We start from the raw sequence: 20,893 nt of genomic DNA on the forward strand, positions 1-20,893 counted from the left end.
AAGCAGAATGAAAAAACGATTTTTTGGGGCTTTATTTGCAGGTTTGTTCTGTATTAGCCCCCTGTTTGCTCAATATAAGTCTACGATTAAGAACGAAACGATACTGTTTAATAACCTCGATCAGTTGCTACCTTTAGAAAACCTGGATCAACTTCGTATTGCAGTTGTCGTTCCTAACGCTGCAAAATATGCGATGTTCACAGAACAGTTGGCCCGCTATGCAAACACCAAAATCTTTGATTTTAATAAATTTGATGAGGACATCAAATATTATAACACCATTATTGTGGCTGGAAAGGAAGATGACTTAGATGCAGATTGTCTAGCACAGTTGAAGCAGGCCGTATTAAACAATAAAAAAGTTATCCTTTGTCATTTTTTTGAAAATGAAAAGAGCAAAAAGAGTTTATCGGAGCATCCACAGTCTGATTTGATCGAATTACTTGCTCCTTTTTCAGAGATTGGACAGCGTCAGATGGCAATGTCTATTTTTGGTGGGATTCCTATAACCGCCGGTCATGTCAAAACCACACAGACAAGGCTGCAATATGGCGCTGCATCAAGTTCTAATCTGAACCTGACCAAATTGACGAAGAAAATTGATGCCATTGCACAAGAAGCCATCGATAAGCAAGCAACACCGGGAGCTGTTGTGATGATCGTGAAAGACGGACAAGTACTCTTGGAGAAATCTTACGGATTTCACACATATTCCAAAGATATTCCCACAAAAACAACTGATATTTTTGATCTCGCATCTGTCAGTAAGATTGCCGGTACTACTCCTGTAATTATGCGTCTTACCGAGCGGAATATTATTAATTTGGATAGTACCATGGGATATTACCTATGGCAGGCAAAGTATACCAATAAAAAGGATATCAAGCTTCGTTCCGTGATGTTGCATGAAGCAGGATTTACACCTTTTATTCCCTTCTATAAATATCTGAAAGTTGGAGACGTTGTTTCAGCGCGCGATGATAACCATCAAGTGAAAATGGCCGACAATAGCTATATTCTCAACAATTATTACCGCGATGTCATGTGGCCCGAGATGCTAAAATCACCTGTAAAACCCACTGGAAATTATGTGTATAGTGATATCAGTATGTACGTGATGAAAGAAGTTGCAGAACATCAGACCGCTGAACCTCTGCAAGATTATGTGCAGGAGAACTTTTACAGGCCATTGGGGATGACGCGTGCTGGTTACCTTCCCCGTCAGCGTTTTGCAAAGGATGAAATCGTTCCTACCGAGCAGGATACCTCTTTTCGGAAAACATTGCTAGAAGGCTATGTCCACGATCAGGGTGCGGCAATGGCTGGCGGTATTGCCGGGCATGCTGGATTATTTGCTACAGCAAATGATTTGGCAATCTATGGTCAACTGTTATTGAATAGAGGAGAGTACGGGGGAGAGCGCTACTTTAAAACCGAAACAATAGATTTATTTACCTCCAGGCAATCGACAAGCAGTCGCCGGGGCTTAGGTTTTGACCGTTGGGATCCAAATCCGAAAAATGAATATCCATCTAAGTTAGCGAATAGCTCGGTCTTTGGTCATACAGGCTATACAGGAACATGTATCTGGATTGATCCACAAAATCAACTGATCTATATCTTTTTGTCTAATCGCGTACATCCTCAGGTGAGTACTAGGCTGTTGGATCTGAATATCAGGAGCAGGATTCAGGACGCTATTTATGAAACGATCAATGAAAGTCAAAAATGATAAAAGGCCTGCTATTACTTGGACTAGCAATGACAACACTCAACAATGTTGGATATAGTCAAGACTATAAACAGATACACCAAGATTTGGTGGTCGTCGACGGACACAATGATGTGATTTACGAATCCATTTTCCAGGGGAAAAATATTGGTCAGCGAATAAGTACGGGATCTACTGATTTACCGCGACTGCGGGAGGGAGGTGTCGATGTGCAGGTATTTGCTGTGTGGTCCGATGATGCGAAGTGGAAATCTGGGGCATTTAAGCACGCCAATGACCAGATAGATGCATTGGAAAAGATGATTGCAGCAAATACCGATAAAATAAGTTTGGCAAAATCTTCACGTGATATCGATTCAATCTTAAAAACGGGAAAAATAGTCGCTTTGATTGGGGTTGAAGGCGGAAATATGATTGAGGGAAGTGTTGATCATTTAATGCGACTCTATGAGCGTGGTGCCAAATACCTCACTTTGACCTGGAACTACAATTTGTCTTGGGCGAGTTGTGCTGCAATGGAATCAGGTCGTATGAATCCCAAGGATAAAGGGTTGACGGCAAAAGGTCGAGCAATTATCCAGAAGATGAACGAATTAGGGATGATGGTTGATCTGTCGCATGGAGGAGAGCAGACTTTCTATGATGTGCTGGCGATAACGACCAAACCGATCTTGGTTTCCCATAGCAACGCCTATGAATTATGTCCACATTTCCGCAATCTGAAAGATGCACAATTGGAGGCGCTGAAAAAAAATGGGGGCGTTGTTGGTGTCAATTTTTATTCAGGTTTTTTGGATCCAGCCTATGAAACAAGGCTTAAGGATTTGTATGTGGGTAAATTTGGTGATAACGGGGATACAAAATTGAGTACTTGGTCTATGTATGAAAAGTTGCCAAAAGAACTTCAACGGCAAGCCGATGCTCCCCTGTCGAAATTATTGGATCATATCGACTATTTGGTCAAAAAAGTGGGTATTGATCACGTTGCTGTAGGCTCGGACTTCGATGGCATAGAATCCTCACCCCAAGGTCTGGAAGATGTTTCTAAATTTCCACTACTGACCAAAGCGCTGTTGGAGAGAGGTTATACAAAAACGGATGTTGCGAAGATCATGGGACAAAATTTCTTGCGGATCTTAAAAGAAAATGAAGAATAAACACTTCGGTTTTTTTTAAGGCTTTTCAGTGAGGTTCCAGTATACATGCAGTATTGTTGAGGTATTACTAAAGTAGTGATGCGGTATATAGTAATACTTTGTATTGACTTAAGCCGCCATAGGAGTAACATTATGGAAAGGCTGATCAGTCCTTCCGTAATATCTTGGGTAATATAATACGTACGGGGCATGATATTACGCTTTTAACAGCTATAAATTTGTAATTTCGTAGCATGGCAAAATCAAAATCAGCATATTTCTGTCAAAACTGTGGCTACGAGTCTCCCAAATGGATGGGGCAATGCCCTTCTTGCAAGCAATGGAATAGTTTTGTTGAGGAAGTCGTCGAAAAAGCGAGCTCAAAAGTGCCCGAATGGCGTAGTTCCACCACAGGCGGAAGTACGAAAAGAGCGAATAAAGCTGCCATCATCCACGAAATTGTCTATCAGGATGAATTACGGATATTGACTCCAGATCAGGAGTTTAATCGGGTTCTTGGTGGTGGTATTGTTCCGGGATCATTGGTACTTATCGGAGGTGAACCCGGTATTGGGAAGTCTACGTTGATGTTACAGCTCGCTTTATCGATCCCACAAGTCAAGACACTTTATATTTCTGGGGAAGAAAGTGAACAGCAAATTAAGATGCGGGCAGAGCGATTGTCACAATCTTCTAAAGCAAATTGTTATATCCTTACCGAGACATCTACTCAAAATATTTTCAAGCAGATCGAGACGGTGCAGCCCAATGTCATTGTAATAGATTCTATACAGACTTTACATTCCTCACAAATTGAATCGGCGCCAGGGTCGGTTTCTCAGGTACGCGAATGTACTGCAGAATTGCTGCGGTTTGCAAAGGAAACCAGTACACCAGTTTTTATTGTAGGGCATATTACCAAGGACGGGTCTATTGCAGGTCCCAAGGTTTTAGAACATATGGTGGATACGGTGCTTCAATTCGAGGGTGATCGTCATCATGTATACCGGATTTTACGGGCCGTAAAAAATCGTTTTGGATCTGCTTCAGAACTGGGTATTTATGAAATGCAGGGCTCGGGATTGAGGGAGGTGTCAAATCCTTCGGAGATTATGATTTCCCAGCGCGATGAACCTGTTAGTGGCGTTTCCATTGCGGCGATGCTCGAAGGAGTGCGCCCTATGATGATTGAAGTACAGGCTCTGGTGAGTAATTCGGCGTTTGGAACTGCTCAGCGCTCTTCTACAGGTTACGATACGAAGCGATTAAACATGCTGCTGGCTGTTTTAGAGAAACGCTTTGGTTTTAGGTTAAGTGCACAGGACGTGTTTTTGAATATTGCCGGTGGGTTGCGTGTTGAAGATCCTGCGATCGATTTGGCTGTTGTTGTTGCAATTATTTCTTCACAACAAGATATCGCGATTCGATCCAATCTGACTTTTGCCGGTGAGGTTGGTTTATCGGGCGAGATAAGGGCCGTAAATCGCATTGAACAGCGTATACAGGAGGCCGAGAAGCTGGGCTTTGATGGTATTTTTATTTCTAAATTCAATACCAAAGGATTGGATGCTAAAAAATATAATATTGCCATTCGTCCGGTTGCCAAATTGGAGGACATCTTCAGTGCTTTGTTTGGCTAAGCGAGAAAAAGGGGCAATCAATCGTTTAATATCCTAATTTACTGGGATCATCTTAATATAGATTTTTTCAGAAAAATGGCGTTTTCCAAAGAATAAAAATAAAAAAGACCATGCTTTTACTAAAACATGGTCTTTTTTATGGATCGTCTATAGTTTACTTTTTCAAGACTTCTTTCAATTTCGCGCGTAAAGCATCACCATGTAAATTCTTGGCGACGATTTTCCCATTGGGATCGATCAGTACATTCTGTGGAATAGATTTTACGCCGTATAATGTTCCGACATCATTTTGCCAACGTTTGAGATCCGAAACATGACGCCAGTGCAATTTATCTGCATGGATGGCTTTAATCCAAGAATTGCGATCCTTATCAAAGGATATACCCAATATTTCAAAGTTTTCACCTTTAAATTGTTGGTATGTTTTTACAAGATCTGGGCTTTCGACACGACAATCCGGACACCAAGATGCCCAAAAATCAAGGAGAACATACTTTCCTTTAAAGTCCGAAAGCTTTACAGGGGTACCAGTGGTATCATTTTGCGTAAACGCTGGCGCTATTTTTCCAATTTGAACCGTTTCCAATGTATTTAAGTAATCTTGAAACTCTTTTCCTTCACTTGAATTCTTGACATTTTTACTCAAGGTATTATAAAGCGCCTGAAGCTCGGGGTATACAGGGTCATAACCTCCAACTCTACGCAAGTCAACCAATGTCGAGATTGAATCTGGAGAAGCTTTGACACGGGCAATATACTCCTCTTTGGTAAGTTCTTTTTTTTGTGCAGAACCAAAGAATGGCAGAACTAAAAAAAGTAGTGTGATGTATTTTATCATGTTATTATTCTTATATATATTTACAAATATAAGAAAATCCACTAATTTAGTAGATTAATAAAATGTCAAAAAATGAACTTCAACCTAACTTCTAAACTTCCACATGTCGGCACGACGATCTTTACCAAAATGACGATGCTTGCTAACGAGCAGCAAGCTTTAAATCTGTCGCAAGGTTTTCCTGACTTTGAGACAGATCCGAAGTTGGTTCAATTGGTTTCTAAGACAATGGAACAGGGACATAACCAATACGCGCCAATGATTGGAGCACAGGCATTACGTGATACTATCGCTAAAAAATATCGTGAAGTTTATGACGTGGCGGTTGATGCAACAGCGGAGCTTACTGTGACATCTGGCGGTACGCAAGCAATTTTTACAGCTATTGCCACAGTTGTTAGACCACAAGATGAGGTTATTATCTTTGAACCGGCATACGATTGTTATGCGCCAACTATCGAATTATTTGGCGGTAAGGTTGTTCCCGTGCGATTATTGGCTCCTGATTTTCAGATTGACTGGGATTACGTAGCTACGTTAATTAATTCCAAAACCCGCTTAATCATCATCAATAATCCAAATAATCCAACAGGCAAAGTACTGGGTCGAGAAGAACTGATTAAACTTGGGGATTTGCTGGCAAGTACCACCGCACTGTTGTTGAGTGATGAAGTATACGAGCATATTGTTTTCGATGGTGTTTCGCCGCAATCGGTACTGGAAATACCCACCTTGCGGGAGCGAAGTTTTGTTATTGCTTCCTTTGGAAAGTTATTGCATACCACGGGTTGGAAGATTGGCTATTGCATTGCCCCGCCGCAATTAACTCAAGAATTTAGAAAAGTACATCAATTCAATGTATTTAGCGTAAATACACCCATGCAATTCGCTATCGCAGCATATCTGGAGGATATAAGCTATGTCAAAGGCCTATCGGATTTTTTTGAGCGGAAAAGGAATTTGTTGAAGGATGGATTAAGGGAATCCCGGTTTAAGATTCTTCCTTGCGAAGGAACTTATTTCCTTAATATAGATTATAGTGCTATCAGTCAGGAGAAGGAATTTGAATTTGCTTGTTCGTTAACTAGACAACACAAAATTGCAACAATCCCACTTTCAGCGTTCTATAAAGAAGCGACAAATCAACAAGTTTTGCGGGTCTGTTTCGCTAAAAAGGATGAAACGCTATTAAAAGCCGTTGAGATTTTGAATAAGGTATAATCGTATTATTGACCTAAAAGAATAGCTAAAAGGTTTTATTTAAAATATCGCTAAGAAAGAACCACTTTATTAAAATTTTACTTCAACTTGAGGTACTAATTTTATAAATTTGTAATTCACGTTTATCAACATACCCATAAAATGGCTAGATTAAATTTATTGGAAGAAACGCGCTTCGAAAAAGTCCCTGTGAGCGTCTATCCAGATCAAAATTCAGCTTCGAAAAACGTTGCAAATCGTATTGCTGAAATTATTCGTGCAAAGCAAGAGAAAGGTGAGAAAGCTGTTCTGGGCCTTGCTACCGGTGCCACACCGGTAAAAGTCTATCAAGAATTGATTCGTTTGCATAAAGAAGAAGGTTTAAGCTTTAAGAACGTGATTACCTTCAATCTTGACGAATACTACCCGATGCAACCTGATGCTGATCAGAGCTATGTGACCTTTATGAACAAAAACTTGTTCGAACACGTAGATATTGATCCGGCCAATGTAAATATTCCAGATGGTACCTTAGCTTCTGATCAAGTAAATGCATTCTGTGAGGCTTACGAACAGAAGATTACAGCAGCAGGAGGTTTAGATATTCAATTATTAGGTATTGGCCGTACAGGCCATATCGGATTCAATGAGCCAGGTTCTGCACCTAACTCAGGTACACGTGTAGTAACGTTGGACGATTTGACTCGTCGCGATGCTTCCCGTGCTTTTGGTGGAAAAGAAAATGTACCAACAAAAGCGATTACCATGGGCGTAGGTACAATCTTCAAAGCAAGAGAGATTATTTTAATGGCTTGGACCGAAACAAAGGCTGAGATCATTAAAAAAGCAGTTGAAGGTGAAATCTCCTCAGAGATTCCTGCAACTTATCTTCAATTATCAGATAACGTTGAATTTATTCTTGATGAAGCTGCTGCTTCATTGTTGACACGTTTTGATCTTCCTTGGTTGGCAGAAGATGTTACCTGGACACCTTCGTTAATTAAAAAAGCAGTCGTTTGGTTAGCTTTGGAGATCAAAAAACCAATTCTGAAACTTACCGACGAGGATTATAATGCACACGGGATGGCCAAGTTGGTTACAGAGACCGGTCCGGCATATAATATCAACATCCGTATATTCAACGAACTTCAGCATACGATCACGGGATGGCCAGGAGGTAAACCCAATGTTGACGATTCACAACGTCCTGAGCGTGCCAATCCAGCGAAGAAAAATGTAATTGTATTTTCTCCACACCCTGATGATGATGTCATCTCGATGGGGGGTACATTTATTCGTCTGGCAGACCAAGGACACAATGTCCATGTTGCTTACCAAACTTGTGGTAATACAGCTGTTTGGGATGATGATGTCGTACGTTATCTGGAGTTTGCTGAAGATTTAGCAAAACAAATAGGGGCAGAGGCGGAAGCTTCTCAGATCGGTCGAATTTATGATGAGGAAAGAGCAATTTTTGCAACAAAAAAACCAAATCAGATCGATACTGAACTTGTCCGTAAAATCAAAGCATTGATCCGTAAGGGTGAGGCGATCGCGGGAGCTCGTTTAGTTGGTTTGCCCGATGAAAATATCCATTTTCAGGATCTACCCTTCTATGATAGACAGAAGTTCTCAAAAAATGTATCTTTTGAAGATGATATTCAACAAACAATGGAATTGTTGCGCCATGTAAAACCACATCAGGTATTTGCTGCGGGTGACTTTGCGGATCCACATGGAACGCATAAAGTATGTTTCGATATCTTGTTTGAAGCATTGAGCAGATTGAGCAAAACAGATGAGTGGACCAAAGATTGTTGGTTATGGTTATACAGAGGAGCATGGCATGAATATCCAATCCACGAAATCCAAATGGCCGTTCCGTTATCTCCACAAGAAGTTTATCGCAAACGTTTAGCCATCTTCAAACACCAGTCTCAAAAAGATTTACCTGTATTCCCTGGAGATGATCCACGTGAATTCTGGGTACGTGCTGAAGACCGTACAAGCGAAACCGCAGCTTTATATGACCAATTAGGTCTTGCAAATTATGAAGCTATTGAAGCGTTCGTAAGATGGAAATTTGACTAGAATAATTGTCTGACTATAAAATAACTGTCTGACGACATAAAAAAGTCCTGAGCCTGAGGTGGTTCAGGACTTTTTTGTTTTTAATCATTCTAAATAGGTTATTTTTTATACCTTTGCGCTATTATTTAGAATAAATAAAAATAATTACCCAAAATTATTAACATGGACAAACACTTACTAGCTCTTGCTTCTACATTTTTAATCGGAGGTGCAGTATATGGTCAAACCTCGGGAATCGTCAAAGGTAAAGTCGTCGATACACAAAATAATCCCTTAAGTTCAGTAACCGTTTCAATCGGAGATAAAAAGGTTCGTACAGACCATAGAGGTCATTTTAGACTGCATGGCGTCGACCAAAATACGGTGATTAAATTCACTTACATGGGCTACCAGACAACCGTTATCGATTATGTTTTTAGCACGAAGAGCCCTGAAGTGATTATTGATCCAATCACCCTAGTGAGCAATGAGCAGGCAATTGATGAGGTAGAAGTGTTTGGTGAACGCAACAAAAAGCCAAAAGGCTTGGAAATGATTACACGTATGCCATTAAAACCTTCGGATCAAATTCAGAGTATTTCTGTCATCTCCAATAAGGTAATTCAAGATCAGGGTATTCTTACGTTGACGGATGCTGTAAGAAATATTCCGGGTGTAACCTTGTTTGGTTCCTATGGCGGTGTTAAAGAATCTTTGTCAACACGTGGTTTCAGAGGGGTACCTGTATTGAAGAACGGTGTGCGGATGGACTCTCAATTTCAGACTGCATCTGGAGTCGTTGATATGCAAGGTGTGGAGTCTATTCAAATGATTAAAGGGTCTGCTGCGGTTACACAGGGTGTTATTACGGATATTGGTAATGCTGGTGGGGTAATTAATGTGGTCACTAAAACCCCTAATTTCACGAATTCTGGAGAGATTGGTGTTCGTGCAGGAAGCTGGGGGCAATTCCGCCCAACCTTTGATTTCCAAACGGTACTGGATAAGAAAGAGACCGTTGCTTTTCGAATGGATGGTGCTTATGAACGTAGTGATAGCTACCGCAAAAGTGTATCCTCCAACCGTGTTTATCTAAATCCATCCTTAGCTTGGAAACCAACGGATAAGACGACAATTACTTTGGAGGGTGATTATTTTAACGATAATCGCACGCCGGTTAATTCCGCAGTCAATTTAAATCCTTCGCAAGGGGTGAATGCGTTATATGTTATCCCGAACAATAAGTTTTTGGGCTTCAATTCCGATAATAATAATACAGAGATGAAGAGCTTTATGGCTCAGATCAATCATGAGTTGAGTGATCGCTGGAGCATCAGAGCTTCTATTGCAACGTCATCTTATCAGGTTGATAACCAATCATCTTCTTCCGCATTGATTAAAGACGATGCAAAACAATATAATACATTCTCGCGCTCAATGAGCAAAAGCTTGCGCGATGACAAGAATAAAACTTTTCAGTTTGACTTGATCGGAAAAGATCTTTATACGGGTAAAGTAAAACATTTGGTTCAAGCCGGGGTGGACTATCGTATTGCTGATGCGACAACAACTTCTTTTGCAGGAAAATTAAGTCCATTGGAGAAAAATGTTCTTTTGAAAAAAGCCGATCAAAATAGTTCTGTTATAGATATTATTGATATTCACGGCGATTGGGTAAATGATCTATCCGAGGTTGTCTATGTCGATTCTTTGGGTAACCAGCGAAAAGGAAAGCAAATCGCCTATACGGCAGGAACTCCCGTACGAAGTTATTATTCTTCTATAGGATTTATGGGGCAGGACGTTATTGAATTTAATAAATACATTAAGGCTGTATTAGGTTTACGTTATTCCGAAATTACAACAAAAGATTTCACATCAAACGGTAATAAAAGGGAGTCTGCGTGGAATCCAATGGCGGGGGTGATTGTTACGCCATTTGAGAATTTTAATGTATTTGGGTCTTATACAAACTCAACGAATTTAAGGAATGCTGCGAATCCATTAACCGATGGTACAGCTGCAGGTGCTTCTAAAACCGAACAATTTGAGGGCGGGATTAAATCCGATTGGCTGAATAATCGGTTACGTTTCAATTTAACCTATTTTCATATTTATACCTCTAACTTGACCAATGCGGAGTATAAGGCCGGAACCAATGATCCTACAGGATTATACTTTAAGGCAGGGGATCTGGTACGCGATGGTATTGAGGCAGAGTTGAACGGTCGTGTATTGGAAAATTTGACTGTGATGTTGGGCTATGCTTATTTAGATGCACGATATAAAAATTCACCTTCCTATATGGATGGATCCGCACCGATGAACGCTCCAAAACATACGGCAAATGCATGGATACAATATGTATTTAATCAAGGAGCTCTTCGGAACCTGAGTTTAAGTGCCGGAGTTTATTATGTTGGAGACCGACCTGTCAACGAATATAGCTTAACCCCAAATGGACATGGCGAATATTATGGTACAGAACCTTTCAATATGCCAGCATATACTACATTAAATGCACAGGTGGGATACAAATGGCGCAAATTTGATGCGAAAGTCTTTGTAAATAATATCACCAATGAGATTGGATTGAATTCATACTTCCGAGGTGGTTTTATTAATCAGATCGATCCAAGAAATGCTGCTGTTTCATTGAGTTATAAGTTTTAAGGATACAACATCTATATAAAATAGAAGGGCTGTCCAAAGAAGTTGGACAGCCCTATTTTTATTCTATTTTGCCATTATCAGCTTAAGTGCCAGTTCAAACAGTCGATTTTTGAAGTGACTGATGTTATTTTATACGGCGTTTTTTATTGTCAATGCCAATAGCATTTATGATTTTGCGTTCCAATGAATTAATAGCTGATCACATCACCTGACCGTCCTTTGGCATCAAATACTTTAAATAAGTATTTTTTCCCAGTTTGGAATGGTATTGGACCGTTCACTATTTTGGATTTCAATGTTGGCGTACTGCCGTTGTCGCTGTAATAGACTTTGAAACCGGGATAATCGGTATTGATAAGGAGTTGGCTACCCTCTTTCTTGATTCCAATTTTAGGAAGTCGATAGGTATAGCCTCCATTTATCCTATCCAGTTTTCTCAATTCATCCTCGCCTAATTTTTTGATAAAAGAGGTATACGATTTACGATAAGTGGCCTCGTCAAAAGAATTTCCTTTTTCCCAGGTTTGTTCGGGTGCCCACGCGCGATCAGCAATCGCTATTAAACGTGGAAATATCATTTCCTCAAGACGCTGGTCAGTAGATACCTTTTCTGCCCATAAGGCGCCTTTGATACCGAGGAGGTTTTTCTTCCCTTCCGCTGTAAGCTGTTCTTTATTGGTGTATGCCTCAGGTCTAAGATCTTTTCCGGTGTCATCCTTGCGCAGATTGATGAAGAAATTTTCAGGAGAAAACGAATAAGTTCTATTCAGATTAACCGTACCGACCCAACTGTGTCCTGGATCAGCAAAATCACGGTCCCAAGACATATCCAGGTAGTTGTTTGCAGCACTCGTATAAACAACTTTATATCCTGCATTTGCCAATCGATAAGCGAGGTCTTCCTGTCCTTGGCCAGGGAGATTGTTCCATACATTCAAGTGGATGCCGGATTTTCCTAGATCGGCATTTACAACCATGCCTTTTCCTTTATTGCGCATACCCATTTCTTCCCATCCAGACATCGTCAACCCTTTTTCTTGAACAAGGGTATTAATTTTGGTAATATACAGTGGCCATACATCGAGTACATTGGCGATATTATTTTCCTTCATAAAGGCCAATACCTTGGGCGATTTTTCCCAAACACCACTTGGCGTCTCGTCGCCTCCCAAATCGATAATTGTCAATGGAACTCCAGCTTGATCATGCATCGCTTTGATTTCATCGATCACCTTGCTCAGGAAGTGATAGGTTGAAGGTAGGGCAGGGTTCATGACATTGTCATTCCAGTTTTGTGCAGAATTATAAACAGATTTGTCCTCTGCATCGTCCAGCAGGAATTCCTCCGCTTTTTGTTTATCACCAAGTTTTGAGTAATGTGCAAAACGCGCGCGCATTGCTTTGATCGCTGCGCGGGCATGACCAGGAGTTTCTACCTCGGGTATGACGTCTATATGTCTTGCCTGAGCATATTTTAAAATTTCGATATAGTCAGCAACACTGTAGAATTGATGCGGTTTAGCCGTAGCGCCAGATCCATAAGCAGACTGTATTGCCTTTCCATCTTCAAAATTAGCCGAACGGTTGGCTCCGATAGCCGTTAATTCGGGTAGGGCCGGAATTTCCAATCGCCAACCTTCGTCGTCAATGAAGTGGAAATGGAACTTGTTCAACTTGTAAGAAGCCATGAGATCCAATATTCTTAAAACCTCGGCTTTGCTATGGAAATTACGGGCAGCATCCAGCATAAATCCACGGTAACCATAGCGCGGGCTATCTTCAATGTTAGCGTATGGTAATGTGATCGATTTTGTGGCTTTATTCCATTGACTGTGATTGATCAACGATTTTAGCGATTGTATGGCATAAAATGCACCAGCTTTATCAGAAGCCTCTATTCGTATACCTTTAGCACCAATCGTCAAGTGATAGGATTCGGGCTTTAAGTTGTTTGCTTTGACAATTTCAATGCCGCCTTGTGGACTGGATGAAGCTGCTAGCTTAACGCCTGAATAGCTGTTCAGGAAGTCTGTCAGAAAGCCTCCTTCGCTAGCAAATTCATGGTCAACAAACAGTTTTGTATCTGTCGATAGGTTGAATTTCTCGTTATTATTGATGCTGATATTGCGTGGTAAAGGGATGATATGCTGTGCTACTGCACCCTCTACCAGCTTATTTTGATCGTATTTATAAGCAAAGTAATCCGTTTTTTCCGCTTCCGACTGGGGAGCAATTTTAACCGCAGCATAATCCGAAATATTTGTTGCAAGCCCAGTCTTATTATTTTTTAGGTATAGACCAATTGGTCCATCCGTATAATTGACCAGTCCAGTCGTGATAAAATCGATGTGGACTGTGTCTTGCGCATTTAATAAAAAATTATTTTTCTTAAAGCTAACCTGAAAGAGATCTCCGTTTCGGTGGTCTATCGCAAAACGTTTGTCGACCTTATCGGGATCAATAGAGCGAATAAAATTAAACCAGAGGCTCCAATCGTTGAGTTGAACAGCACTTTTCCCCTTGTTTTTTAAAATTAGGGTGGATACCGGATTTTTACGGATATTCTGTCCGTCTTTGACCTTCCAGGTCAGTTGCAGTTGATCTGCGATAGCACTCGATTTCTGGGCATAGGCTTCCTGACTTAATAAAGCCAAGCCTAGTCCGGCATAGAGTAGCGGTTTTTTGATTTTTTTAAAATTAGTCATGTTGGTTACTTTTTCAATGACTCTAAATATAGCTATTCTAGAGGGGTTTATGATCTATTTTAAAAAATATGAATAAAAAAAAGATAAAAATTTTGACACATTTATAAATATTTCTATATTTGCACACCGAAACAGAAAACGGCCCGTTCGTCTAGGGGTTAGGACGCAAGATTTTCATTCTTGAAACAGGGGTTCGATTCCCCTACGGGCTACACATCTAAAAGTCAAAACATACAAAAGCCTGCAAATTAAACATTTGCAGGCTTTTTTGTTTTTCAGTATCTACAAAACCTATAATAATTCCCAATAAAAAAGTGAGTCATTCAGTGAGTCATTTTCTTGGAGTTGACTACTCACTGAAAGATATTTAACAGTTTGATTACCAATATGTTCATAATTTAAACATCTTGATCTGTTTTAGTTGCAAGGCTACATTTGTTTCACTTAAATGATGTTGTCATGAGTACAAATTATTCCTTGCTCTTCTATCTGAAGAAACCAAAAAATTATGTTAACGGCCCTAAACCGATCTACATGCGGATTACCGTCGACGGCCTACCAAAGGAGACTTCGGTGGGACGTGAATGTGAACCATCAAAATGGAATTCCAAAGCCAATCGGGTAAAAGGTACCACCGAAACTGTCAAAGCCCTGAACAGTTACCTTGATATACTTGTGAGTAAAGTAAGTACGCTCCATACCGCTATGATAGCGACAGGAGAAGAGGTTACTGCAGAGTCCCTTAAACTTAGGTTTCAGGGAAAGGATATCAAACGCAAAAATTTCCTGGATGTGTTCAAGGCGCACAACGAACAGATGGAAGCACTTTTGGGTAATGGGTTTAAGGCCAATACGCTTAAAGGGTATAAGACTTCTTTTTCCCATGTTGGTGGGTACCTAGAGAAAGAATTCAGGGTGGCAGATATTGACACCAGAAAGATTGACCATGCTTTTGTCACAGGGTACGAATTCTTTCTGCGTGCTACCATGGGCTGTTCAGCTGTGTCGGCAGCAAAATACATGAAGCACCTTCGCAAGATCATCAAGGTATGTATCGCGCACAGATGGATAACGGACGATCCATTTGCCTTTTATAAGATCAAGGCCAAAGTAAAAGAGAAGGAATTTCTGACAGATGCGGAACTTCGGAGGATAGAAGAAAAGGACTTCAAAATAACACGTCTTGCACATGTTCGTGATATTTTTGTCTTCTGTTGCTATACCGGTCTGTCTTATGCCGATGTAAAGAAATTAAAATGGACCGATATAGCCGAGGGAGTGGATGGAAAACTCTGGATCTTCACCAGCAGGGAAAAGACTGAAACCTCATCGAATATTCCTCTGCTTCCCAAAGCACTTGAAGTCGTTGAACGGTATCGTGATTATCCGCCGTGCATAGCTAAGGATATGGTCCTCCCAGTTCTCAGCAACCAGAAAATGAACAGTTATCTAAAGGAAATAGCGGATTTGTGTGAGATAACAAAAGAACTCACATTCCATAAATCACGCCATACGTTCGCGACTTCTGTTACATTGGCAAATAGTGTACCTATAGAAACTGTTTCCAAGATGCTTGGACATACGGATATCAAGACTACACAGCATTATGCTAAGTTATTGGACAATAGGGTTGCCGTCGATATGGACAGATTGGAAAGAAAAATCGAGAATAAACCGGTCCCTGAAAATCAAGCTAAAATAGCTGAGCTATGTACCCCTCAGGCGTTTACTTTTATAAAGGCAGGCCATAAGGGTAGAAATATTGCATAACAACAAAAGGAAGCGGTACATCGTGTATCGCTTCCATATTAAAAAAATATGTTATCCACCCTTTATGGCGGAATCGTTGTTCTTCTTTATTCTCGTGAAAAAAGCATTGTCACCTTGGACCGAAAACTATCTTTGCCGCCATAGCTGATTTGCTGCTGTAATTTTAATGAATTTCCATCAAGAGATACATCCCAACAGTCTATATCTGTCCTGAGCTTTGGGTAATAATCGGCGAGAGAATCGACAATTCCTGTCGCGGGGCTTCCCCATTTCTCTACCCATAAGGATGGATTAAATGTCCCGGTTTCCTTGAGCAAGAGACGGTTTCCTGCGAGCTGATAATAATATTTGCGGTAATAAATAGGTTCTCCGGTCTGGATGCTCCCATCTTTAATACTTACATCTGCACCCGGAGGATTCCAATTAGTACCATTCGCTGTAGGGCTGACAAAGTAAGGGGTTGTCAAGCGTAGTGATACGCTGTCAGATCCATCAAAACTCAGATATTCGTAAGGAAACTTCTCATTCTGGGCAATACTGTTTTCATTTTTGTCGCCGGTGGACAGGGTCGTTTCATAGCTGGTTAACTTCCATTTACCTTTAAGGCTGCCAGTCATGTGCTGTCCAGAATTCTCCTTCTTGCAGGAAACAAACAATAGGAGGAAAAAGAATAAAATAATCAATCGGTTTCTCTTCATGGTTCGTTATGGTTTAAGTGGCTAAAATAAATAATTTAAATCTGATTTTACAATCTATGAGGGTTTAAGTGTCGGACTGCAATAGCCTGGATAAAGAACTTTATCATATGATCTTTTTGTCGGTAAAACTGCGGAGGATTTGGCCTACAGGTTTAAGTAATCGAGCATATTAAGTGCTTGAACATGGTCAAATGGCAGTTGGTCGAATAAATTTGGTATTATTATGCAAGTTAGCCTAATTTAAATGTTGATTTCCAGCAGGATAACGGTCGGAACAGTTAGCCATTAATACATAACCAAATCGTCTGAAAACATGAAAGAATACGAAATTGATATCTATCTGGATGGTGTGAAAACTAGGCTAGATCTTCGAAAGATGGATTACAATTCACTTCGGAACCTTTCCATGAAACTGCAGCGGATCTTGGGTGACAACGGGTATATCCATGAGATGATCCTTGAAAGCGACCTTTACTATTTCCGGCATGAGATCAGTGCAAAGACTGTGAGCGCTCTCCAGAAGCAGGGAATAATGACGGTTGCTGAACTGATGGCCTGTTCGTATGAGAAGCTCGCAGAAATAGATGGACTGGGTCACAAATCTCTTTCCGAAATTGTAGGCTTCATCAAGCAGCTGGGAACATAGAAAGCTTTTAATTTCGGGTTTTGAAAACTTCCTTGAAATGCGTAATTTGATATTGTTTTTCAAACAATCCCCATAAACTAATCCTTAAGCGGCTGCCCCAAGAAGGGTGGCCGTTTAAATCGGGGATAAGGAACATGGTATGGGTAAAGCTTTTATAAGTCTGAATTTTCTTCTCCTTTATCCCTTCTCCATTTTTTCTCGGTATAGGAGTTAAAATTTGATTTTTCCCATTTGGTCAGGTGGTATCCCCTGCAATATGTACAGTAATATGCCCGACGCTGTACAGGCCGTCCCTGCCTGTGCTTGATGCGGCGACCTGTTTCGTCCCTTTTGAAAAAGTAGTTCCATTTAATGTCGAGCATGACAAGGCGGGCCTCTATCCAGGAAGCAAATATCACCTTTCCGGTTTCCCTACATTTTTTATTGGTCGCCATAGAAATAGCTTTTCTGGTTTACCTATTCTATTTTATAACTCCTTTTCTATTGGTACCTGCAACATGACCCATTCTCTGATATGTTTTGCAATCTTATCGGATACCTCAAAATTATACCGCCCCTCAAACGGTATTTTGAGCACAATACGCAACCTACCCCGTTTCAACCCGTGACAAGCCTGGATCATATCCAATGGTATGGCCTTATCCCGGTCTATCTTCTGTACAAAGCCCTTCGTAATATTTACAACTTCCTTTAAGCTGCGCTGCTCGCCACAGGTCAGATTTTCATTCATTGCATTTTTCAGATAAAGGCTGACGATGCTATTTTTAAACGTAAAAATCCCTAAATCTTTGTACAATATCTTTTGTGACAGGATTTTATTATTGAGCAGGAATACTTCCTTCTCCACATCAATGGATTTGACCTGTACTAAGTCCATTTCATCCATAGAATCGACGTCCTTATCTTCCTCAGCTGTTTCCAGAATCTCCTTCAGTTCCTCTAGATCCGGAGAAAACAACTCGAACTGCTCCTCAAGATTTCTCATTTTTAACTGTTGCTGCAGGATAGTTTCTTTCTGTTCCAAAAGAAACTTTCTCTGCCTTTGATTAATAGCGACATAGAAATAAACTGTATAGCACATATTCAGAACCAAAATGCCGCAAAATATGACCATTAAAGGAAATAGCAGCCATTCATCCTTAGCCAGCTGATCGGGGCCTATAATCCAGAACAGCAAAAGTGATGGTAATATGCAGCAAAATAACAATTGGCTAGCGGCGCGTTTTTCTGGGTTAACCAGCCAGTTTTGCCTTTTGTCCAATATCACGATAACCAATCGTATATAAAAGAAAATTATCGCTACAATCAATACAAAAAATAGATAGCTATAGGTGACAGGCCAGTCTAAAAGCCATTCCGCCAAAGCTCCACGGTACCCCAGATACCAACAGAATCCCCCAAAAACGAAGGATGCGATCAATTGCCAAATCCCATTGGGATACTGCACGGTCAATTTTCTATTATCCAGATATTTATTCTCGTTAAAACTTTTCATGTACAAACGACATTTTAGAAAAACGCTATTAAAACTTACATACTTATCAGATTTATACTTTCTTTCTGTATATCTTTCGCCTATCAGGTTCATCCGACATTACCTAGCCACCTATTGCCGGTGAACTGCCGCTAAAAACTCCTATATTGATGAAATTTTTGTTATATAAATTTAGCCAATTATTTATTAAACAATATTCATCTACCTTAAATCGATGCTTTTATATCCTTCTCTGGTTCAAATAATTCCCCTGCCGGATGAAAATTTATTCCTGTATTGTCTTAAATTCCTCTTTCGTTGTAAGGAAATAAGCTCTCATTGTAAAAAATTGACCTTCATTGAAATGATGGGGATATTCACTATTATTTCGTGCTATAGTGGGTAAATTTAAAGAGTAAAACTTCACTGATTTTTAAACCATAGATCATGAGGACGATAAAGAAAATACCATTCAGCCGTAATTATGTATTTATTGCAATAGCTGTATCGATTACCTTGTATGGGCTTTTTGGAGCAACGACGCAAGAGCAGTGCTTGTACAGCATCGGTATTCTGGTATTGTTCATCCCTTTTTTGGAAATCCGAGGCCAAGAGCGCGTCATGCAGCTTTTTGTTATCTTTTTTGTCTGTATCCAGGCCAGTAGTATTGCTTTATTTGACCGTCTAACTTATCAGCTACTGATCAGCTCGCAACCGTTTTGGGTCGCTGTAAAGAAAGGTATACCGATAGCTTTTATTGTCTGCGCGATGGCACATCTGTTTTTCTGGAGAAAAACAAACGTTTTCAAACTTTATGGGATCCAATTTCCCATCATGATAATTGCATGTACCTGGTATATCCGTATGCTGCTGATCATAGCTAATTGCCAGCATATCCCAAATGCTAAAGCTGTACGCATACCTGCCATTGTTATACAAAAATGCCCCGTTTGCTGTGACATATATGAACTGTGGTTTTCATTCAGGTATGAAGGGCAGGAAGAAAAGGTTTCCATTAATGTGGGTCCCAAACTACATGAACAGACCAATGAGGGAGATTCACTCATACTTCAAATGCATCCCGGGATATTTGGCTGGCCATGGTACCACAAAGATATCAAAAGGAGGTATAGATGATCGTAAGTTTACAAAAGTTGACAATACTCATAGAAGCCATAGTTCATCTGAAGAACACGGATATCCCAAAGCTTTTTTGTGAAATCACAGGGGCCTGCAATAATAATTTTGCGCTCGCGCTAGAGGCATACCGAGAGATCATCAAAGTTGATAATGCCTGTCAGGCCATACGGTTATACCACACGCAATTGTTGCGGCTACACTCTTTACTGAACAACTACTGTAAAGAGTGTAAAATTGAAAATGCTACAGCACTATTTGCCCTGGAAGAATTACTTGGGCGAATCGAACATCTCTTTAAAAAAGATATTGATCCTTGTACGCCGCTGCCGGAGCATTATTACCTGAGGATGCATGAATATATATATGCAAATATGCCCTATATCCTGGATAGGTTAGCTCAGAAAAACATACCGAAAGCCTATCTCACCGAGATCCATTCTGCTATGGACAGCCTATTTGAAAATGGCAAGATTCCCTATATTCAATACCGACATCAGGATTACCTACTCAAAATGATCGAATCACTGCGCCAATTGGCCGACGACAAACGCCAGAGTAAAAACTGGCATTACCGCTTTTTGATTCTGATGGTCAACTTCAATTTTAACCACATGGGCTTCTTCAACCGCTGGAAAGAACTGTACAATTCAGACCCATCCTTTATGGATGCCCTGTTACGCTTCCCAAAACATTTCTCCTGTATCCCGGACTTTGCGTATGATAGCAACCGTAGGAGCCTTCTCAAGTTGATGCGCGAGTACATGGAGGATGAAAAAATCTCTCCATCAGCAACAATGCAGGATTATCCCCAACAATTTATTCAAAGCAATTTTAATGGCAAAGAGCTCAAACTTTGGATGCATATATCTGTTAAGGCGAACATTATGTGGTCGTCAGAGAAAAAAGAAGTTGCCGAAGTGTTTTCCAGGCTCGTCAAAACACGTGAAGGCACCTTACTTTCTGCGCATAGCCTGACCAGGATGGACAAAAGCGCTGAGTTTCATACTGCTCTCCGTATCCGCAAGGTATTGAATACGATGCTTGACGAACTGAATAGACAGTTTCCTGACTTAAATAAATAAAACACAAAAATTTAAAAAACAGGGGGTATTCCACCGCTACACCACCTAAACGTGTTCATTCTACCCATCAAAAACAGCCATAATTATGC

General features: G+C 40.4%; 15 protein-coding genes and 1 tRNA gene. 11 read left to right on the forward strand and 5 right to left on the reverse strand.

From position 1 onward, the window contains the following. The first annotated feature begins 7 nt into the window (after window positions 1-7). From A9970_RS15695 to radA, 3 genes are all read left to right on the forward strand, one after another. On the forward strand, window positions 8-1,732 hold the full coding sequence (locus A9970_RS15695; protein ID WP_182982956.1) for a serine hydrolase: 1,725 nt from the start codon (window positions 8-10) through the stop codon (window positions 1,730-1,732). Then, window positions 1,729-2,889: a dipeptidase gene (locus A9970_RS15700; RefSeq protein WP_182982957.1), complete on the forward strand. Its 1,161-nt coding sequence runs from the start codon at window positions 1,729-1,731 to the stop codon at window positions 2,887-2,889. The genes A9970_RS15695 and A9970_RS15700 overlap by 4 nt, the downstream gene beginning before the upstream one ends. A 233-nt stretch (window positions 2,890-3,122) precedes the next feature. Next, on the forward strand, window positions 3,123-4,508 hold the full coding sequence (gene radA / locus A9970_RS15705; protein ID WP_182330535.1) for a DNA repair protein RadA: 1,386 nt from the start codon (window positions 3,123-3,125) through the stop codon (window positions 4,506-4,508). A 154-nt stretch (window positions 4,509-4,662) separates the two neighbouring features. Here radA and A9970_RS15710 read toward each other — a convergent pair whose 3' ends face one another. After that, window positions 4,663-5,346: a peroxiredoxin gene (locus A9970_RS15710; protein ID WP_153845338.1), complete on the reverse strand. Its 684-nt coding sequence runs from the start codon at window positions 5,344-5,346 to the stop codon at window positions 4,663-4,665. Between the two features lie 72 nt (window positions 5,347-5,418). On the opposite strand from A9970_RS15710, the gene A9970_RS15715 reads away from it, so the two are divergent. The 3 genes from A9970_RS15715 (at window position 5,419) to A9970_RS15725 (ending at window position 11,289) form a co-directional block, all read left to right on the forward strand. Further along, window positions 5,419-6,567, forward strand: coding sequence for a methionine aminotransferase (locus A9970_RS15715; protein WP_182982958.1), 1,149 nt, complete (start codon window positions 5,419-5,421; stop codon window positions 6,565-6,567). Between the two features lie 141 nt (window positions 6,568-6,708). Next, on the forward strand, window positions 6,709-8,637 hold the full coding sequence (nagB, locus tag A9970_RS15720; protein ID WP_182982959.1) for a glucosamine-6-phosphate deaminase: 1,929 nt from the start codon (window positions 6,709-6,711) through the stop codon (window positions 8,635-8,637). 162 nt (window positions 8,638-8,799) lie between these two features. Next, entirely contained in the window at window positions 8,800-11,289 is a 2,490-nt protein-coding gene (locus tag A9970_RS15725) for a TonB-dependent receptor (protein WP_182982960.1), read from the forward strand. Window positions 11,290-11,477: 188 nt separating this feature from the next. Here the strand turns inward: A9970_RS15725 and A9970_RS15730 are convergent, their stop codons facing one another. Continuing rightward, a complete protein-coding gene (locus tag A9970_RS15730) occupies window positions 11,478-13,994 on the reverse strand; it encodes a family 20 glycosylhydrolase (RefSeq protein WP_182982961.1) in 2,517 nt (838 codons plus the stop codon). 140 nt (window positions 13,995-14,134) lie between these two features. Here A9970_RS15730 and A9970_RS15735 point away from each other — a divergent pair. Both A9970_RS15735 and A9970_RS15740 read left to right on the forward strand, forming a co-directional pair. After that, window positions 14,135-14,206: transfer RNA gene (locus A9970_RS15735), tRNA-Glu, on the forward strand. 247 nt (window positions 14,207-14,453) lie between these two features. Then, window positions 14,454-15,764 carry a site-specific integrase gene (locus A9970_RS15740; protein WP_182982962.1) on the forward strand — a complete coding sequence of 437 codons (1,311 nt, stop codon included), beginning with the start codon at window positions 14,454-14,456 and terminating at the stop codon, window positions 15,762-15,764. An 86-nt stretch (window positions 15,765-15,850) separates the two neighbouring features. Here the strand turns inward: A9970_RS15740 and A9970_RS15745 are convergent, their stop codons facing one another. Then, window positions 15,851-16,462 (reverse strand): hypothetical protein, encoded by a 612-nt coding sequence (locus tag A9970_RS15745; RefSeq protein WP_182982963.1) that lies wholly within the window; start codon window positions 16,460-16,462, stop codon window positions 15,851-15,853. Window positions 16,463-16,775: 313 nt separating this feature from the next. Here A9970_RS15745 and A9970_RS15750 point away from each other — a divergent pair, with 313 nt between their 5' ends. After that, window positions 16,776-17,108, forward strand: coding sequence for a helix-hairpin-helix domain-containing protein (locus tag A9970_RS15750; RefSeq protein WP_182982964.1), 333 nt, complete (start codon window positions 16,776-16,778; stop codon window positions 17,106-17,108). A 152-nt stretch (window positions 17,109-17,260) separates the two neighbouring features. Here the strand turns inward: A9970_RS15750 and A9970_RS15755 are convergent, their stop codons facing one another. Together A9970_RS15755 and A9970_RS15760 are read right to left on the reverse strand one after the other, a co-directional pair. Further along, on the reverse strand, window positions 17,261-17,542 hold the full coding sequence (locus tag A9970_RS15755) for a hypothetical protein (protein ID WP_182982965.1): 282 nt from the start codon (window positions 17,540-17,542) through the stop codon (window positions 17,261-17,263). Window positions 17,543-17,574: 32 nt separating this feature from the next. Continuing rightward, window positions 17,575-18,603 (reverse strand): hypothetical protein, encoded by a 1,029-nt coding sequence (locus A9970_RS15760; protein ID WP_182982966.1) that lies wholly within the window; start codon window positions 18,601-18,603, stop codon window positions 17,575-17,577. A gap of 426 nt (window positions 18,604-19,029) precedes the next feature. Here A9970_RS15760 and A9970_RS15765 point away from each other — a divergent pair, with 426 nt between their 5' ends. Further along, a complete protein-coding gene (locus A9970_RS15765; RefSeq protein ID WP_182982967.1) occupies window positions 19,030-19,719 on the forward strand; it encodes a hypothetical protein in 690 nt (229 codons plus the stop codon). Further along, window positions 19,716-20,804, forward strand: a complete 1,089-nt coding sequence (locus A9970_RS15770) for a hypothetical protein (RefSeq protein ID WP_182982968.1) — start codon at window positions 19,716-19,718, stop codon at window positions 20,802-20,804. The genes A9970_RS15765 and A9970_RS15770 overlap by 4 nt, the downstream gene beginning before the upstream one ends. Window positions 20,805-20,893: the final 89 nt, after the last annotated feature.

This window comes from Sphingobacterium sp. UME9 (assembly GCF_014170215.1).
Taxonomy (GTDB): domain Bacteria; phylum Bacteroidota; class Bacteroidia; order Sphingobacteriales; family Sphingobacteriaceae; genus Sphingobacterium; species Sphingobacterium paramultivorum.

Bases quoted from the DNA above. Each gene is read 5' to 3' on its own strand.
- A9970_RS15695 (WP_182982956.1), top strand. From the start codon at position 8: ATGAAAAAACGATTTTTTGGGGCTTTATTTGCAGGTTTGTTCTGTATT.
- A9970_RS15700 (WP_182982957.1), top strand. From the start codon at position 1,729: ATGATAAAAGGCCTGCTATTACTTGGACTAGCAATGACAACACTCAAC.
- radA (WP_182330535.1), top strand. From the start codon at position 3,123: ATGGCAAAATCAAAATCAGCATATTTCTGTCAAAACTGTGGCTACGAG.
- A9970_RS15710 (WP_153845338.1), bottom strand. From the start codon at position 5,346: ATGATAAAATACATCACACTACTTTTTTTAGTTCTGCCATTCTTTGGT.
- A9970_RS15715 (WP_182982958.1), top strand. From the start codon at position 5,419: ATGAACTTCAACCTAACTTCTAAACTTCCACATGTCGGCACGACGATC.
- nagB (WP_182982959.1), top strand. From the start codon at position 6,709: ATGGCTAGATTAAATTTATTGGAAGAAACGCGCTTCGAAAAAGTCCCT.
- A9970_RS15725 (WP_182982960.1), top strand. From the start codon at position 8,800: ATGGACAAACACTTACTAGCTCTTGCTTCTACATTTTTAATCGGAGGT.
- A9970_RS15730 (WP_182982961.1), bottom strand. From the start codon at position 13,994: ATGACTAATTTTAAAAAAATCAAAAAACCGCTACTCTATGCCGGACTA.
- A9970_RS15740 (WP_182982962.1), top strand. From the start codon at position 14,454: ATGAGTACAAATTATTCCTTGCTCTTCTATCTGAAGAAACCAAAAAAT.
- A9970_RS15745 (WP_182982963.1), bottom strand. From the start codon at position 16,462: ATGAAGAGAAACCGATTGATTATTTTATTCTTTTTCCTCCTATTGTTT.
- A9970_RS15750 (WP_182982964.1), top strand. From the start codon at position 16,776: ATGAAAGAATACGAAATTGATATCTATCTGGATGGTGTGAAAACTAGG.
- A9970_RS15755 (WP_182982965.1), bottom strand. From the start codon at position 17,542: ATGGCGACCAATAAAAAATGTAGGGAAACCGGAAAGGTGATATTTGCT.
- A9970_RS15760 (WP_182982966.1), bottom strand. From the start codon at position 18,603: ATGAAAAGTTTTAACGAGAATAAATATCTGGATAATAGAAAATTGACC.
- A9970_RS15765 (WP_182982967.1), top strand. From the start codon at position 19,030: ATGAGGACGATAAAGAAAATACCATTCAGCCGTAATTATGTATTTATT.
- A9970_RS15770 (WP_182982968.1), top strand. From the start codon at position 19,716: ATGATCGTAAGTTTACAAAAGTTGACAATACTCATAGAAGCCATAGTT.